The organism is Virgibacillus doumboii (assembly GCF_902806455.1).
Taxonomy (GTDB): domain Bacteria; phylum Bacillota; class Bacilli; order Bacillales; family Amphibacillaceae; genus Lentibacillus; species Lentibacillus doumboii.
Genome location: NZ_CADCWQ010000001.1, coordinates 1,467,387 through 1,481,642, shown reverse-complemented (window position 1 = coordinate 1,481,642; position 14,256 = coordinate 1,467,387). Strand labels below are relative to the sequence as shown.

General features: G+C 38.3%; 17 protein-coding genes and 1 other annotated feature. Of the genes, 4 read left to right on the top strand and 13 right to left on the bottom strand.

Translation table 11 applies throughout. The annotated features are described in order from the left end of the window. From G6R02_RS07070 to sigK, 4 genes are all read left to right on the top strand, one after another. A complete protein-coding gene (locus G6R02_RS07070; RefSeq protein ID WP_164668537.1) occupies nucleotides 1-477 on the top strand; it encodes a Na+/H+ antiporter subunit E in 477 nt (158 codons plus the stop codon). Continuing rightward, nucleotides 474-785 (top strand): Na(+)/H(+) antiporter subunit F1, encoded by a 312-nt coding sequence (locus tag G6R02_RS07065; protein WP_164668536.1) that lies wholly within the window; start codon nucleotides 474-476, stop codon nucleotides 783-785. Before G6R02_RS07070 ends, G6R02_RS07065 begins: the two co-directional genes overlap by 4 nt. After that, nucleotides 766-1,152: a monovalent cation/H(+) antiporter subunit G gene (gene mnhG, locus G6R02_RS07060; RefSeq protein ID WP_164668535.1), complete on the top strand. Its 387-nt coding sequence runs from the start codon at nucleotides 766-768 to the stop codon at nucleotides 1,150-1,152. Before G6R02_RS07065 ends, mnhG begins: the two co-directional genes overlap by 20 nt. Nucleotides 1,153-1,874: 722 nt before the next feature. Next, entirely contained in the window at nucleotides 1,875-2,579 is a 705-nt protein-coding gene (gene sigK, locus G6R02_RS07055) for an RNA polymerase sporulation sigma factor SigK (protein WP_164668534.1), read from the top strand. A gap of 33 nt (nucleotides 2,580-2,612) precedes the next feature. On the opposite strand, the gene G6R02_RS07050 is transcribed toward sigK, so the two are convergent. From G6R02_RS07050 to G6R02_RS06990, 13 genes are all read right to left on the bottom strand, one after another. Then, on the bottom strand, nucleotides 2,613-2,852 hold the full coding sequence (locus G6R02_RS07050) for a YrhC family protein (protein WP_164668533.1): 240 nt from the start codon (nucleotides 2,850-2,852) through the stop codon (nucleotides 2,613-2,615). Between the two features lie 72 nt (nucleotides 2,853-2,924). Beyond that, nucleotides 2,925-3,614 carry a 5'-methylthioadenosine/S-adenosylhomocysteine nucleosidase gene (gene mtnN / locus G6R02_RS07045; RefSeq protein ID WP_164668532.1) on the bottom strand — a complete coding sequence of 230 codons (690 nt, stop codon included), beginning with the start codon at nucleotides 3,612-3,614 and terminating at the stop codon, nucleotides 2,925-2,927. A gap of 40 nt (nucleotides 3,615-3,654) precedes the next feature. Then, complete coding sequence (locus G6R02_RS07040) at nucleotides 3,655-4,344, bottom strand: YrrS family protein (RefSeq protein WP_164668531.1); 690 nt, start codon at nucleotides 4,342-4,344, stop codon at nucleotides 3,655-3,657. A 198-nt stretch (nucleotides 4,345-4,542) separates the two neighbouring features. Then, a complete protein-coding gene (greA, locus tag G6R02_RS07035; protein WP_164668530.1) occupies nucleotides 4,543-5,019 on the bottom strand; it encodes a transcription elongation factor GreA in 477 nt (158 codons plus the stop codon). Between the two features lie 139 nt (nucleotides 5,020-5,158). Then, complete coding sequence (gene udk, locus G6R02_RS07030; protein ID WP_164668529.1) at nucleotides 5,159-5,797, bottom strand: uridine kinase; 639 nt, start codon at nucleotides 5,795-5,797, stop codon at nucleotides 5,159-5,161. Nucleotides 5,798-5,818: 21 nt separating this feature from the next. Then, nucleotides 5,819-6,454 (bottom strand): O-methyltransferase, encoded by a 636-nt coding sequence (locus tag G6R02_RS07025; RefSeq protein WP_164668528.1) that lies wholly within the window; start codon nucleotides 6,452-6,454, stop codon nucleotides 5,819-5,821. 66 nt (nucleotides 6,455-6,520) lie between these two features. Next, a complete protein-coding gene (gene mltG / locus G6R02_RS07020) occupies nucleotides 6,521-7,639 on the bottom strand; it encodes an endolytic transglycosylase MltG (protein WP_164668527.1) in 1,119 nt (372 codons plus the stop codon). Nucleotides 7,640-8,409: 770 nt separating this feature from the next. Next, nucleotides 8,410-8,697, bottom strand: a complete 288-nt coding sequence (locus G6R02_RS07015) for a DUF1292 domain-containing protein (RefSeq protein ID WP_164668526.1) — start codon at nucleotides 8,695-8,697, stop codon at nucleotides 8,410-8,412. Between the two features lie 12 nt (nucleotides 8,698-8,709). Further along, on the bottom strand, nucleotides 8,710-9,126 hold the full coding sequence (gene ruvX, locus G6R02_RS07010; RefSeq protein ID WP_164668525.1) for a Holliday junction resolvase RuvX: 417 nt from the start codon (nucleotides 9,124-9,126) through the stop codon (nucleotides 8,710-8,712). After that, nucleotides 9,127-9,396: an IreB family regulatory phosphoprotein gene (locus G6R02_RS07005; protein ID WP_164668524.1), complete on the bottom strand. Its 270-nt coding sequence runs from the start codon at nucleotides 9,394-9,396 to the stop codon at nucleotides 9,127-9,129. Between the two features lie 97 nt (nucleotides 9,397-9,493). Next, complete coding sequence (gene alaS, locus G6R02_RS07000; RefSeq protein ID WP_164668523.1) at nucleotides 9,494-12,133, bottom strand: alanine--tRNA ligase; 2,640 nt, start codon at nucleotides 12,131-12,133, stop codon at nucleotides 9,494-9,496. 546 nt (nucleotides 12,134-12,679) lie between these two features. Continuing rightward, nucleotides 12,680-12,887: a binding site (T-box leader), on the bottom strand. A gap of 71 nt (nucleotides 12,888-12,958) precedes the next feature. After that, entirely contained in the window at nucleotides 12,959-14,017 is a 1,059-nt protein-coding gene (locus G6R02_RS06995; RefSeq protein WP_164668522.1) for an AI-2E family transporter, read from the bottom strand. 47 nt (nucleotides 14,018-14,064) lie between these two features. Continuing rightward, entirely contained in the window at nucleotides 14,065-14,256 is a 192-nt protein-coding gene (locus tag G6R02_RS06990; protein ID WP_164668521.1) for a DUF2797 domain-containing protein, read from the bottom strand.

Sequence of the window (14,256 nt, the reverse complement as noted above, 5' to 3'; positions counted from 1 at the left end):
ATGCCTTTTCAAATTGTTATAAATGTAATCATAGCAATAATGTGGATGTTCCTGAAAGAAAGTTATTCGGCAGCAAGCTTTATTACCGGGTACATAATTGGAATTCTGCTGCTGCTTCTGTTAAACCGGTTCATCCCGGATACGTTTTATCTGGACAGGGTATATAAGATAATTAAATTAATTTTGCTGTTTATAAAAGAATTAATTTCTTCAAATATCGATATTGTGAAACTGGTATACAAACGGAAGCCAGAATTTGAACCCGGGATCTTTGCAATGCCGACCGAATTAAAAAGCAACTGGGAAATCACCCTGCTTGCTAACTTAATCACCCTTACACCGGGAACGCTTTCAGTTGCAGTTTCACACGACAATACTCATATTTATATTCACGCAATGGATATCGATGACATTAATGAGTCGATTTACTCTATTAAAAATACATTCGAAAAGGCTATAAGCGAGGTGACACGATGAGTAATTTACTGTCTTCAGCTGATATAATACTTCAGATAGCAATCGTAATAAGTATAATTGGGCTTTCCATCTCATTGATTTTATTATTATATCGGATAATTACAGGACCAACTAACGCTGACCGGGCAGTGGCATTGGATGCTGTTGGCATGAATTTAATGGGTATTGCAGCAATACTTGCAATAGTTCTTGTTACAACAACATTAAATGATGTTATTTTGCTTATAGGTATCCTTTTATTCATCGGTACAATTGCCATTGCAAAATTTCTGGAAAAGGGTGTTATCATTGATAGAAACTTGGACTAAGATTATATCGGACATCATTGTTGCGATCCTGTTATTATCAGGAACATTTTTCATCCTTTCCAGTGCGATTGGAATTGTACGCTTTCCTGACGTGTACACAAGGCTTCACGCTGCGACAAAAGCCTCGACACTCGGAATAGCCGGTATCCTGATTGGAGCGTTTTTATTTTTGTTTATCGCACACAATATTGTAAGTGGTAAATTATTACTGGCAATTGTATTCACACTTCTTACTGCTCCAGTATCGGGGCACATGATTTCACGAGCAGCTCACCGGAATGGAGTAAAACCAGTTACCATAAATAGAACAGATGCCTATGAGGAAGCTATTCAAAAACATAAAGAACCTGTTAAAAGTGATCACTGATGATCACTTTTTTTGTTTCTGATATTTCGCACCAATAAAATAAGCTCAAACAGTTAACTGTGACAAACTTGGAACGTTTCTAATTGCTGCCTTGAAAACATTGATAAACATAAAATACATAAACTGCGAGGTAACTTTATATGAATGTTAGTCCACCGCTGCGGAGTCTCATCTAGGCCTCTGCTCCCACAGGAATCTCCGTGTATTTCCTCCGCTGGGTTTTGCTCACTTTATCTTGGTAACGAAAAAGATTTAACTTGTATACCAACAGCTGGAATATGCGAGACTCCTGTGGGAAGAACAAGCTAGGCGAGACTCGGAAGCGAGGTATGAGCTGAAGGGGCTCGGCACTTGCCCGCGGCTAAGAAGACACTGCAAAAATGAACTTTTTTAGCAGATGTCGCCTTGGTACCCGGAGGTGTGAAAGCGAGAATATTCCAGCTGCGGCGTCAGTGAGCACTACTTAATAGTGGTAGCAGGATCTCCCAGGTTCACTGCACATTATCTTTTAATTACGATGATAAAACAAATGAACTGTTCAACTCGAGTTGTGTATCTCCAGTCATCTTCATTTTTCAAGTCTTATGTTTTCATTTCTAGCTCCCGAAAGGTGAATAAAATAAGATGAAACTTTTTCTGGACAGACACAAATACAGCACCTTCTTCATAAAGATGTTATATAGGCAATAGCCCAGCCAGCATTTTGAAGGAGGTGCACACGTTTGTCGGGTATTTTAAGTGTTCTCGCATTACTAATTAAAGAAGCGCTCTTTTTTGTCTCCTATGTAAAAAACCACGCTTTTCCACAACCCCTCCCGCCGGAAGATGAAGCAAAGTATATCCAGGCAATGCAAAACGGTGACGAAGATGCAAGAAATAAACTGATTGAACATAACTTACGACTGGTTGCACACATAGTAAAGAAATTCGAAAATACAGGAGAAGACATGGAAGATTTAATTTCAATAGGGACTATCGGTTTAATTAAAGGGATAGAAAGTTATTCCACAGACAAGGGAACAAAATTAGCCACTTATGCAGCCCGCTGTATAGAAAATGAAATTTTAATGCATTTACGTGCATTAAAAAAAGTGAAAAAAGATGTTTCTCTGCATGATCCTATCGGTCAGGATAAAGAGGGGAACGAAATAAGTCTGATAGATATTTTAGAAGCTGAAAATCAAAATATCATTGAGTATATTCAGCTGAACATGGAAATCGATAAAATGAAAAATTACTTAGCCATCCTCGACAGCCGTGAAAGAGAAGTAATCGTTAATCGTTACGGGTTGGGCAATCAAAAAGAAATGACGCAAAGAGAAATTGCAAAACAGCTTAATATCTCCAGAAGCTATGTATCACGTATTGAGAAAAGAGCATTAATGAAAGTGTTCCACGAATATTACCGCAAAGAGAAAAGAGCTTAATACGGAATAAAGTGAGCGCGTTTGATTGAATGATCATACGCGCTCATTTTTCTCTATTTTTATTTTCATACGATGTGATTGAAAGGTTAATATTCCAGCTAATATCGTTATTGCAAAAGCCAGTATCGTAAGTCCACTTCCATCAGGTGATAATTTAATATACGTATTTATGAAGGCACCAATATATAAGTAGGAGGCCAATATTAGTAACGTAGCAATAAAGCGTTGATTGTCTTTCAATTTTATATTTAACTGATCTTTATTATCTTTCATTACATCTTCTCCTTCCATGTAATGAATCATAACATACGAAACTATTACAGGTAGAAGGTAATTCATGGATACTTAAATTGATTTGATTATGTTCATGATTAAATTGGACGCATTTTTGGCTGCCTTTTCCAAAAATGCATCAAATGATACGGATGACTGTTTTCCGGCTATATCAGACAAAGCCCGTATAACTACAAATGGCTTATTATATTGATAGCAAACCTGGGCAACAGCTGCTGCCTCCATTTCTGCCGCAATCATTCCGGGAAATTTTTTATTTACAAATGTTACCCGTTCAGAATCTTCCATAAAGGAATCTCCCGTTGCTATAATACCCTCACTGAAATTTACATCTAATTCTTTAATAGCTTGTACAGCTTTTGCCACTAATTTTGTATCAGCAGCGAACATTGCCGGCATTCCCGGAACTTGCCCGTATGCATAATCAAAAGCAGTTACATCCACATCATGATGGACAACCTGTGTGGAAATTACCACATCTCCTACTTCTAATTCACTTGCAAACCCACCGGCAGACCCGGTATTTATTACGTGGGATGGTGCAAACCTCTCATGCATGATTGTAGTAGCCATTGCTGCATTAACTTTTCCAATTCCGGATTTTAATAATACTACGTTTCTTCCATGAAGTTTACCTTGTATAAACAAACAATTCGCAACCGTTTCTTCATTTGTATCCGTCATGTTGTTCTTTAAAAGTTCTATTTCTTCATCCATAGCTCCAATAATTCCTATAGTCATGCTTTGATCCTCCATTTTTTTGCGAAACTGCCATCAGGTACTATTCAAATCGGTGCTCCTGATCATTTTCTTTCAGTTCTTCTACCTTTGTTGGTTTCCACCCTTGTCCATCCACCCAGGATAAATAAGCACGATAATAAACTGTATTATCGCTGTTGGAAACTGTGGTAATCACTTTTTGATCACCATTACGTTGAATCCACCACATAATAAGACTGTCTTCGTCTAGTCCTGTAGCCATAGCTGCGGCTTTTGTCATTTCTATTCGATCCTGGGATCCTTCATTATAATTAACGGTATGTTGTCCGGTTTGCTCCGTTCCTATTGGCTGCCAGTCCTTTGTGTATGCATTTATAACATTATCATCTGAAGGCTCGACCTGATCAGTTTCTCCCTGAGCATTACTTTCTTCTTCAGTATTTGGTGTATCTTCATCACTTGTTGTTTCTTTATCAGAAGTTGAATCGCTTTCTGCTGCATTGTTTTCATCGTTTTCAGAGAAAGATTGCTCGTCCGACGATGAATCAGATTCACTGCTTCCGCTTTCAGTTGATTCGGTTGATGGGTTATCATTTGCATTTTCTTTCTCATCATCACCGCCAAAAATGACAATAGCAAACAATACTACCAGTAAAATACTTCCCAATACTGCAAAAATGGATAACGATTTTGTATTTTTCCTTCGCTTTTCAAATTTATTTACGCGTGAATAATTATCGAAATCAGACACTGCCTGTCCCCTCCCCTACTATACTCTATTATAGTATCATATTTAATATGAAAAATAATATGATACACCAAGAATAGATAATTTTAACCAGATACAATAAAGTAGCTTGTTTACCCAATTCAATTAGTATCTTGATTAAAATAATTGGGTCTGTAAACTCAAAAAGCGAATGAACAATCATCCGCTTCTTTTTTACTATTATTCAACTTTTACGATTTGTACCTGAATATCTCCACCAGGAGTTGTTACGGTTACTTCTGTTCCAATTTCGTGACCAAGTAAGCTTTTCGCCATTGGGGAGTCATTTGATATTTTTCCTTCAAACGGATCCGCCTCTGCACTTCCGACAATTGTGTATGTCTCTTCTTCACCATCAGGCAATTCCTTAAAAGTTACTGATTTGCCAAGTGACACTATATCCGGATTATCATTATCGTTTTCAATAATTACAGCATTACGAATCATTGTTTCCACCTGAGAGATTCGGGACTCAACGAAAGCTTGTTCATCTTTTGCTGCATCATACTCAGAATTCTCGGAAAGATCCCCAAACCCGCGGGCAACTTTAATTCGTTCGACAACTTCCTGTCTTCTTTCCGTCTTCAGGTAATGCAGTTCACTTTCTAACTTCTCTTTCCCCTCTTGTGTCATATAAAAACTTTTCTCTGTAGCCATTTAAAAATACACTCCTTTTATCTTACACTCAAATAAGATCCTAACATTTATTAATATCTATTTTGCTGTTAATTCCATTTCAAAAGTTATACTAAACACTACTATGGCAGATTTTATTTAAATTTTCAATACTTTACATTTATTTATTTTGTCGATTTTTATATAGTATCGTCTCTATTTTTGTAGCCATAATATCGATGGCCACATGATTTTGACCACCTTCCGGAATAATGATATCTGCATAGCGCTTTGTTGGCTCAACAAATTGCAGATGCATCGGTCTGACATTATTTTCATACTGGTCAATAACGGAATCCAATGTCCTGCCGCGTTCTTTAATATCTCTCAGAAGTCTGCGGATAATCCGTACATCGGAATCTGTATCAACGTACACTTTAATATCCATTAAATCAACCAGTCTGGGATCCTCGAGGATTAAGATTCCTTCCAGAATGATGACCTCTTTTGGTTCAACCTCAATGACGTCATTAGACCGTGTATGAAGTTTATAATCATAGACAGGTTTCTCAACTGTTTGTTGATTCATTAAATCGTTCAAATGGCTTATCAGCAAATCATTGTCAAAAGCCAATGGATGGTCGTAATTGGTATTCAATCGTTCTTCAAACGGTAAGTGACTCTGGTCTTTATAGTAATAATCTTGTTCGATTACGAGAATTGTTTTATCTTTAAAGCGTTGACAGATTGATCGGGTTACAGTTGTTTTCCCACTGCCACTCCCTCCGGCAACACCTATTACAACTGGTTTTACAGACATGAAAACAGGGACTCCCTTCCTTTATTTTTTATTACTGACAGCTACCCCATCCCCAATAGGTACAATAGTTGTTGTAAACTCCGGGTGTTGAATTAGCCAGTCGTTATATTCCCGAATTTTTTTAGCAATGTTCTGCATTCTGGCATGCTCTTTGTCAGGATCAGCTACAAAGCCTTTGAACAGCACATTATCAGAAATAATAAATCCACTTTTTGATAAAAACGGGCCTGATAGTTCAAAAAAACGTTTATACTGTCCTTTAGAAGCATCAATAAATACCATATCAAACTGATATTCAATTGTTAAGCGATTCAGTACTTCCAGAGCATCACCGTGAATAATCTCTATTTTATTCTCCATACCTAACTTTTTGATATTATGAACAGCCTGTTTATATCGATGTTCATCTTTTTCAATCGTCACAACAGTTGCATCCGGATTTGCCTCAACCATACGCAACGCTGAATATCCGATAGCTGTACCAATTTCAAGTATTCGCTCAGGTTTATTTAATCGGATTAATTGCATCATAAAGTTTATGCCCAGCGGGTCCATTATTGGAACCCGTTCATCCCGGGCAACTTGTTCAAGCTCGAGTACCCAATCATCATTGGCAGGTAACTTCTGCTTTAAATAATCATTCAATTTCTCATCCATTAGATCAGCCTCACTGTAAAAAAACGGGAAATGTGAATGCAGATTGTCATTCACACTTCCTCATCATTATTTTATATACTTGTTTTTTAATTCGTTATGTCTTTCATTCGTTTTGGAGTAATGGATATTTCCTTCACCGTCATGCAGGAAATACAGATAATCTGATTCCTCAGGATTCAATGTTGCTTCCAATGATGTTTTGGCAAAATTTGATATAGGTCCAATTGGCAACGCATTAACATGATACGTATTATATGGTGATTCGATTTCCAGATCCTCTAATAAGACCTTATCTTTGTGCTTACCAAGTGCATATAATACGGTTGGGTCTGTTTGCAATGGCATTCCTTTGTCAAGTCGGTTATAAAATACTCCAGCTATTTTCTTTCGCTGCTCCACTGTACTTGATTCATTTTCAACTATAGAAGCCATTGTCAATGCTTCATGTACTGAGAAGTCCATAGCAGATATTTCATCCAGAAATGGTGTTACGACTGATTCGGTTTTATCCAGCATTTTCTCAACAACTGTTTCTATACTCGGTTTTTCTTTATAAAAACTGTACGTTGCCGCAAACAGATAACCTTCCAATGGTGTCCGGATATCCGGATTCAATATATCATTTGTCAAAATGGAAGGATACGTATTGATTAGCACTTCAATATATCCTGGGTCATTGACCTTGTTCAAAAATTCCTCTTTAGTGAACGATAGTTTTTTCGAATAAATTCCCGCGATTTCATCAATTGTTTTACCTTCCGGGATGGTAATTGTATACAATGGTTCTTTCAATACTTTACCGCTTTTGAGCGATTCAATGATTTCATCAAGTTTCATGGAAGGTGAAAAGGTATAATTACCCGCCTGAAAATTTGATTCATTATTAAATTTTATGTAAAAGCGGAAAACAAGGCCGTTTTTAATAATACCGTTTTTTTCAAGTATATTTGCAATGTCGGATGTTGAGGATCCCAATGGAATTTCAACTTGTACTTCTTTATTACTATCAGGATCTACAGGCTCCAATGCGGATTTAATATACATATATCCAGATACTCCGCCTATGACAAGTATAAGGACTAATGAAATAATTAGAATCGACACAACTTTTCTGACTGTCTTCGCATCTTCGCTTCGTTTAATCAGGTTGTCCCTGTAGTCTCCTGAATTTTTCTTTTTTGACATTCGGAAACCCCCTCACCCGGTATATTATACTAAAAAAACCAATATATATCTATAAAAAATATTTTTGAAGAAGTATTCAGCCGTAAATCCGTATTTGATATATAATGCGCAGTAACTTTAGATGAGTGTTAGACCACCGCTCCGGAAATACACTTCGCTTTCCGTGGGCGGCTGATGAGCATCCTTGCTCCTTCGTCGCTGCGGAGTCTCATCTAGGCCTCTGCTCCCACAGGAGTCTCCGTGTATTACCTCCGCTAGGTTCTACGTCTATGAACTATTGGTTGGAGTAGGAAACGGGATAAAACACACAGGATAACACTTCACTAGTCCGGGTGAGCGGAGGGCGGTGACTCCTGAGGAACAGCACGAGTCCGAAGACCCCGCAGAGTGACGAGCGAAACATCCACCGAATATGCTACGAGTTGCGAGGAGTGCTGCTTCTCTGAAAACACTCGCAACACGACGAGCACCCTTCTCGAGGAGGCTGAGGCCGTGCCCGCGGCTAAGAAGACACTGCGAAAAAAGAATTTTTGAGCAGATGTCGCCTTGGTACCCGGAGGTGTGAAAGCATCCGCCCGGAGCGATTCCGGACGGAGGGGCGAGAAGTCTTTATTTATATTCCAACAGTTACTGCGCAGTTTATATCAATTGCTCATATAGCGGATTTTAAGACTATGTAGTTAAACCACAACATTCCTAATAAACAGTCTTAAAGAAAAAGCTGATATCATCTGACATCAGCTAAATAATTTGCACTATATTGCCTTGATTTATTCTTCGGCTTCTTCATCAGCTAACGTGTTCAGCATTTCTTCAACCATTTCCCATTCCTGGTCAGATTCAATCGGGTAAAGAGAAAGATCGTTATCATCTTTTTCTTTCTCCTCATAACGAAATGCATAAACTTCAACTTCATCATCATCTTTTTGTTCAACAGGTACAACCGCAATATATGATTGTCCTGTCTGATCTACATCAAACGTAAATAAAACTTCGAAAAGATGCTCTTCTCCGTTTTCATCAGGTATGATGATGCGTTCTTTTTCTTCAAGTGCCATTACTTCACTCCTTTATTGTACTTGATCAAGGTAACCCTGCAGAATCATAACAGCTGCCATTTTATCGATCACTTTTTTCCGCTTCTTTCTGCTGACATCTGCTTCCAGCAAAACCCGTTCAGCAGCCATGGTGGTCAGGCGTTCATCCCAGAGAACGACTGGAATATTGTGTATTTTTTCCACATGTTTAGCATAATCTTCGGAAGCTTTCCCGCGTTCACCAATGGTGTTGTTCATATTTTTGGGTAATCCAATGACAGCTTTTTCCACCTCGTGCATGTCGATAATTTCCCGTAAAGATTCATCAGCAGAATGAATATCCCGTTCATCCCATTTGATAGTTGTCAAGCCCTGTGCAGTCCAACCCAGCGCATCGCTGACCGCAACGCCGATTGTTTTAGAGCCCACATCCAATCCAATTATTTTCATTTAACTTTCCTTCTGCTGTTCTTCCAGGTAAAATTTCACTAATTCTTCAATTACTTCATCGCGTTCAATTTTGCGAATTAAATTCCGTGCATCATTATACCTTGGTATATATGCAGGGTCACCAGACAATAAATAACCCACAATTTGATTAATCGGATTATAGCCTTTGTCCTTGAGTGCGTCGTGGACCGTCAGTAAAATTTCTTTAATGTCCTGGTCAAAAGGTTCCTCCGAAAAATTAAATTTCATTGTTTTATCAATAGAGCTCATAGTGACACCTCATTCCATGTTTTGCCTTTATTCCCTATTCTAACATGTTTACCCTTAATATTATATCTTTTTTTGTTAGATAGAATACAAGCTTTTATTAGTTTGTTTGATCTTCAACATATTGTTTGGCAAAGTTAAGTGCATCATCAATTTTGTCAGGGTCTTTACCGCCTGCCTGAGCCATATCCGGACGGCCGCCGCCACCTCCGCCGCAAATTTGAGCAGCTTGCTTAATTAAGTTCCCGGCATGAATACCCTTTTCAGTTAAATCTTTTGAAACACCTGCAGCCAACTGCACTTTTTGATCATTTTCAGCTGCCAGCAATATAACCCCTGAATTTAATTTCTGTTTTAATTCATCCACCATATTCCGGAGCTGATTCATATCTTTGACACTTACCTTTTGAGAAAGCAGCTTAACATCATTTATCGTTTCAACATTATCGAGTATTGATGATGCCTCAGCATTTGATAGCTTTGCACTCAGCGATTCATTCGTCTTTTGTAAATCTTTGATTTCCTGGAATAATCCTTCCACCCGCTCTGGAGCTTTTTCATCACTTGTTTTTAATAGCTGTGCAGTCGATTGTAACACGTTCAGTTTCTTATTAACATACCCATATGCATGTTTGCTTGATACAGCTTCAATCCTTCTCGTTCCCGCACCGATACCTGTTTCGGAAACCAGCTTAAATAAGCCTATTTCAGATGTGTTTTGAACGTGACAACCTCCACACAACTCAATACTGTAATCGCCGATCTGTACTACACGTACAATATCTCCATATTTTTCCCCGAATAAAGCCATTGCTCCCATTTCTTTAGCTTCATCAATTTTCTTATTATCAATCACTAACGGCAGTGATGCCCAAATTTTTTCATTAACAATTTGTTCAATTTGCTGCAGTTCTTCCGGTTTAACTGAACTGAAATGGGAAAAATCAAACCGCAAGCGGTCCGGTGTCACCAATGAACCCGCCTGATTTACATGGTCACCAAGAACATCTTTTAATGCCTGATGCAAAAGGTGTGTAGCAGTGTGATTTTTTACAATGAACGTGCGAAACTCCCTGTCAACGATAGCCTTGATTTTACTTCCAACTTTGATTTCTCCATCCTTTACAGTAACACGTTGGATATGTTGTCCTTTTGGGGCTTTTTGTACATCTTCAACATAAGCTGAAGTGCTGTCTGAATAAAGCCAGCCATTATCTGCAATCTGGCCGCCGCTTTCCGCATAAAATGGTGTCTCGGCTAAAAAGACAAATACGTCATCTCCTGCTTTAGCTGAATCAACCATTACATTATCTTTTACTATTGCCGTTATGGCAGTATCCGCTTCCAGTTGATTATAGCCAACAAATGAGCTTTCTGCTTCTATTTCACTTAATATACCATCCTGTACTTGCATGGAGTCAACCTTTTGCCGAGCATTTCTTGCCCGTTCTCGCTGTTCTTCCATTTCTTTCTGGAAGCCTTCTTCATCAATAGTAAAGCCTTCTTCTGCCACATATTCCTCTGTAAGCTCTTTCGGAAATCCGTACGTATCATAAAGCCGGAATACTTCTGAACCAGGGAAAATATCGCTTCCTTTACTTTTTTCTTTTTCCATAATAGTAGTTAAAATATTCAGCCCGTCATTAAGGGTTTCATGAAATCGTTGTTCTTCTGTCTCTACAACGTTTACAATGTAATCCTGCCGTTTAACAACCTCCGGATAGAAGTCTTTCATAATTTCTCCCACAACAGGTACCAGTTTATACATAAACGGTTTATCTATACCAATTTGCTTGGCGAAGCGGACTGCCCTGCGTAACAGTCTTCTAAGAACATATCCTCTTCCCTCATTGGATGGCAGTGCATTATCGCCAATCGCAAACGCAACCGTTCGGATATGATCTGCAATAACTTTAAACGCTGTATCCTGTTTATTATCTTCACCATATTTTTTTCCGGAAACTTCTTCAGTTTTTCTGATAATAGGCATAAAAAGGTCCGTTTCAAAGTTTGTTGGAGCATCCTGAATTACGCTTACCATTCGCTCAAGACCCATACCTGTATCGATATTCTTCTTAGGAAGCGGCGAATACGTATCATCCGGATTATGGTTGAACTGGGAAAATACTAAATTCCATATTTCCAGATAACGCTCATTTTCACCGCCGGGGTAAAGCTCAGGGTCATATGGATCGTTTCCGTAACTTTCACCCCGGTCATAGAAAATTTCTGTATTCGGTCCACTTGGCCCCTCACCAATATCCCAGAAATTTTCTTCCAGACGGATAATGCGCTCTTTTGGTATGTTAATATCATTGAGCCAAATATCATATGCCTCATCATCTTCAGGATGAACGGTAACAGCCAGTAATTCAGGGTCAAATCCAATCCATTTATCACTCGTTAAAAATTCCCATCCCCATTCAATTGCTTCCTTTTTAAAATAATCACCAATGGAAAAGTTTCCGAGCATTTCAAAAAAAGTATGATGTCTTGCGGTGAATCCAACATTTTCAATGTCGTTTGTCCGAATGGATTTTTGTGCATTAACAATCCTTGGGTTATCCGGAACAACACGCCCATCAAAATATTTTTTTAATGTAGCAACACCACTGTTAATCCAAAGTAAAGTCGGATCTTCTTTCGGAACTAACGATGCACTTGGTTCGACACGATGTCCCTTTTCCTTAAAGAAATCCAAAAACATTTGACGTACTTGTGCTGATGTTAACTGTTTCATTTTCCTAAACCTCCATTTTTATTCATTTAGAGAATCAAACCTTACTTAACAATTTCCATAAAGTGCGAATTAGATTTGTTTATTAGGCTCCCTGGCTACCGCAGCTGGAATAGACTCGCTTTCCGCGGGAAGCTGGTGAGCCCCCTCATGCTATCGCTTTTCGGGGTCTCACCTAAGCTTTTCTTCCCGCAGGAGTCTCGCCTATTCCAGCTGCTGATTTTAATGGATTAAAATCCTATTTACTCAAGTAATAAACTTCACCAAGATATTTCCCGCAAATCTTAGCGGAGGAAATACACGGAGACTCCTGTGGGAGGACAGGCCTAGATGAGACCTCTGAGTGCGTCAGCACGAGGAGGGCTCAACAGCCGCCCACGGAAAGCGAAGTGTATTTCCGCAGCGGTATTTTTACTCTCAACTGTTTTCAAAGTAGTTCGCAATATATGTCAACTGCGTAATAACAGCAAGAATCCATGCGAAAGGAGTTTTCTTCAAAATCTGCCATAATTACTGTTTTTGACGATAAAAAACCCGTCCCTAAAAAAATTTAGAGACGGGATATTCGCGGTACCACCCTAATTATGAGCGATTATTCGCTCATCACTTGAACATGGTAACGGTATGAAACCGACGGGTATTAACCGTACTCCGGTCTAGCTTTCCATGACTCAACATTTAGGATTTCTCACAGCCAAACGGAAATCCCTCTCTTGGAAACGGAGTATCATGTACTCAGAACCTTCAACGTGTTTTCTTCTATTACAAATAGCAACCTTTATTAGTTATGCGATATTATAGAAAATAAATCACAAAATGTCAATTATATTACCTGACAGCAATAACATGTGTTACGATCACATTTACTATAGTTAATATAGGCACTGCCAGAATCAAGCCAACGACACCGCTGATTTGACTCCCTAACAGCAGAGCAAAAATGATGGCGATTGGATGAATGTTAATACTTTTACCTACAATATACGGTGACAATAAATTACCTTCAATTAATTGAATGATGAAGATACTCAGTAAGACGATCAATACCAGTTTGAGAGAAACCGCAGCAGTAATGGCTACAGCAGGAACAGCCCCGATAATTGGACCAAAATACGGGATAATGTTGGTTAATGCTATGATTATTGCCAGAAGCAAGGCGTATTTAATATCCAAAAAGTAAAAAACAGCGTATGCTGTCACCCCAACAAAAAGACAGACAATGAACTGGCCGCGAATATAATTGCCAAGACTCTCGTCAATCGCATGACAAACTTCACCGGTCTTATCCTGATACTTATTTGGTATCCACTTCTTAAAATAATTTTTAATTTTAACGTAATCTTTTAAAAAGTAAAAAACGAGTACAGGGATAATTGTCAGGAAAATAATCATATCAAAAATTTTGGTAAACCCTCTAACCAAATTGGTTAATAAATTTTCAATATATGTTTCTGCCTCATATATCAGTTCATCCATCTTATCGTGCACATTTTCAGGTAAGAACGCAGTATATTCGTAAAGACTATAGATAAAATCGCGGTACATAGTAATCAAATGAGGTAATTGTTTATTTAAATCGCTCAGCTGATGAATTACAGCCGGATAGATACGATAAATTAAATAAGCTACCCCGCCAAAGAATAATAAGTATATTAAAATGATGGCCAAGCCTTTAGGAATATTGTACTCGTGCATTTTTTTAATGACCGGGTACAAAAGATATGCAATAAGACCGGAAACTAAAAACGGAGAAAAAAGATGCCACAGAAATGAAAAAACAGCTCCATATATCGGGAACAGTTTCACAATTAAATATATAAAAAGGAAAACAATGATTCCAGTGACAATCCAAAAAATAAAATTCAATGGCTTTTTATCTTTAAACATGCCTTACACTCCCAGTACAATTTTTTTGTACTAATTGCTGCCAAAGTCTACCATTGAATCTTTCTTTCGTCTTCACTGAACAAGTCATCAAGTGAACTTAATGAACCATCCGCTTCAACCTGGTGGATTGTCAGTTCATTGCCAAACACCGATAACTCTATAAAACAATTCCAGCAGTAAAATTGCTGTGAACCGATTTTCCCTATATCCTTTCCATTGCAATTCGGGCAGACAAACAT

Excerpts from the sequence above, each read along its gene's own strand:
- G6R02_RS07015 (WP_164668526.1), bottom strand. The coding sequence starts at position 8,697 with ATGGCACTTGAAGAAAAAGAACGCATCATCATACCTGATGAAAACGGA.
- G6R02_RS07025 (WP_164668528.1), bottom strand. The coding sequence starts at position 6,454 with ATGGATGAGAAATTGAATGATTATTTAAAGCAGAAGTTACCTGCCAAT.
- mtnN (WP_164668532.1), bottom strand. The coding sequence starts at position 3,614 with ATGACTATAGGAATTATTGGAGCTATGGATGAAGAAATAGAACTTTTA.
- G6R02_RS07050 (WP_164668533.1), bottom strand. The coding sequence starts at position 2,852 with ATGAAAGATAATAAAGATCAGTTAAATATAAAATTGAAAGACAATCAA.
- mltG (WP_164668527.1), bottom strand. The coding sequence starts at position 7,639 with ATGTCAAAAAAGAAAAATTCAGGAGACTACAGGGACAACCTGATTAAA.
- G6R02_RS07005 (WP_164668524.1), bottom strand. The coding sequence starts at position 9,396 with ATGAGCTCTATTGATAAAACAATGAAATTTAATTTTTCGGAGGAACCT.
- greA (WP_164668530.1), bottom strand. The coding sequence starts at position 5,019 with ATGGCTACAGAGAAAAGTTTTTATATGACACAAGAGGGGAAAGAGAAG.
- alaS (WP_164668523.1), bottom strand. The coding sequence starts at position 12,133 with ATGAAACAGTTAACATCAGCACAAGTACGTCAAATGTTTTTGGATTTC.
- G6R02_RS07070 (WP_164668537.1), top strand. The coding sequence starts at position 1 with ATGCCTTTTCAAATTGTTATAAATGTAATCATAGCAATAATGTGGATG.
- ruvX (WP_164668525.1), bottom strand. The coding sequence starts at position 9,126 with ATGAAAATAATTGGATTGGATGTGGGCTCTAAAACAATCGGCGTTGCG.
- udk (WP_164668529.1), bottom strand. The coding sequence starts at position 5,797 with ATGTCTGTAAAACCAGTTGTAATAGGTGTTGCCGGAGGGAGTGGCAGT.
- G6R02_RS07065 (WP_164668536.1), top strand. The coding sequence starts at position 474 with ATGAGTAATTTACTGTCTTCAGCTGATATAATACTTCAGATAGCAATC.
- G6R02_RS06990 (WP_164668521.1), bottom strand. The coding sequence starts at position 14,256 with ATGTTTGTCTGCCCGAATTGCAATGGAAAGGATATAGGGAAAATCGGT.
- G6R02_RS06995 (WP_164668522.1), bottom strand. The coding sequence starts at position 14,017 with ATGTTTAAAGATAAAAAGCCATTGAATTTTATTTTTTGGATTGTCACT.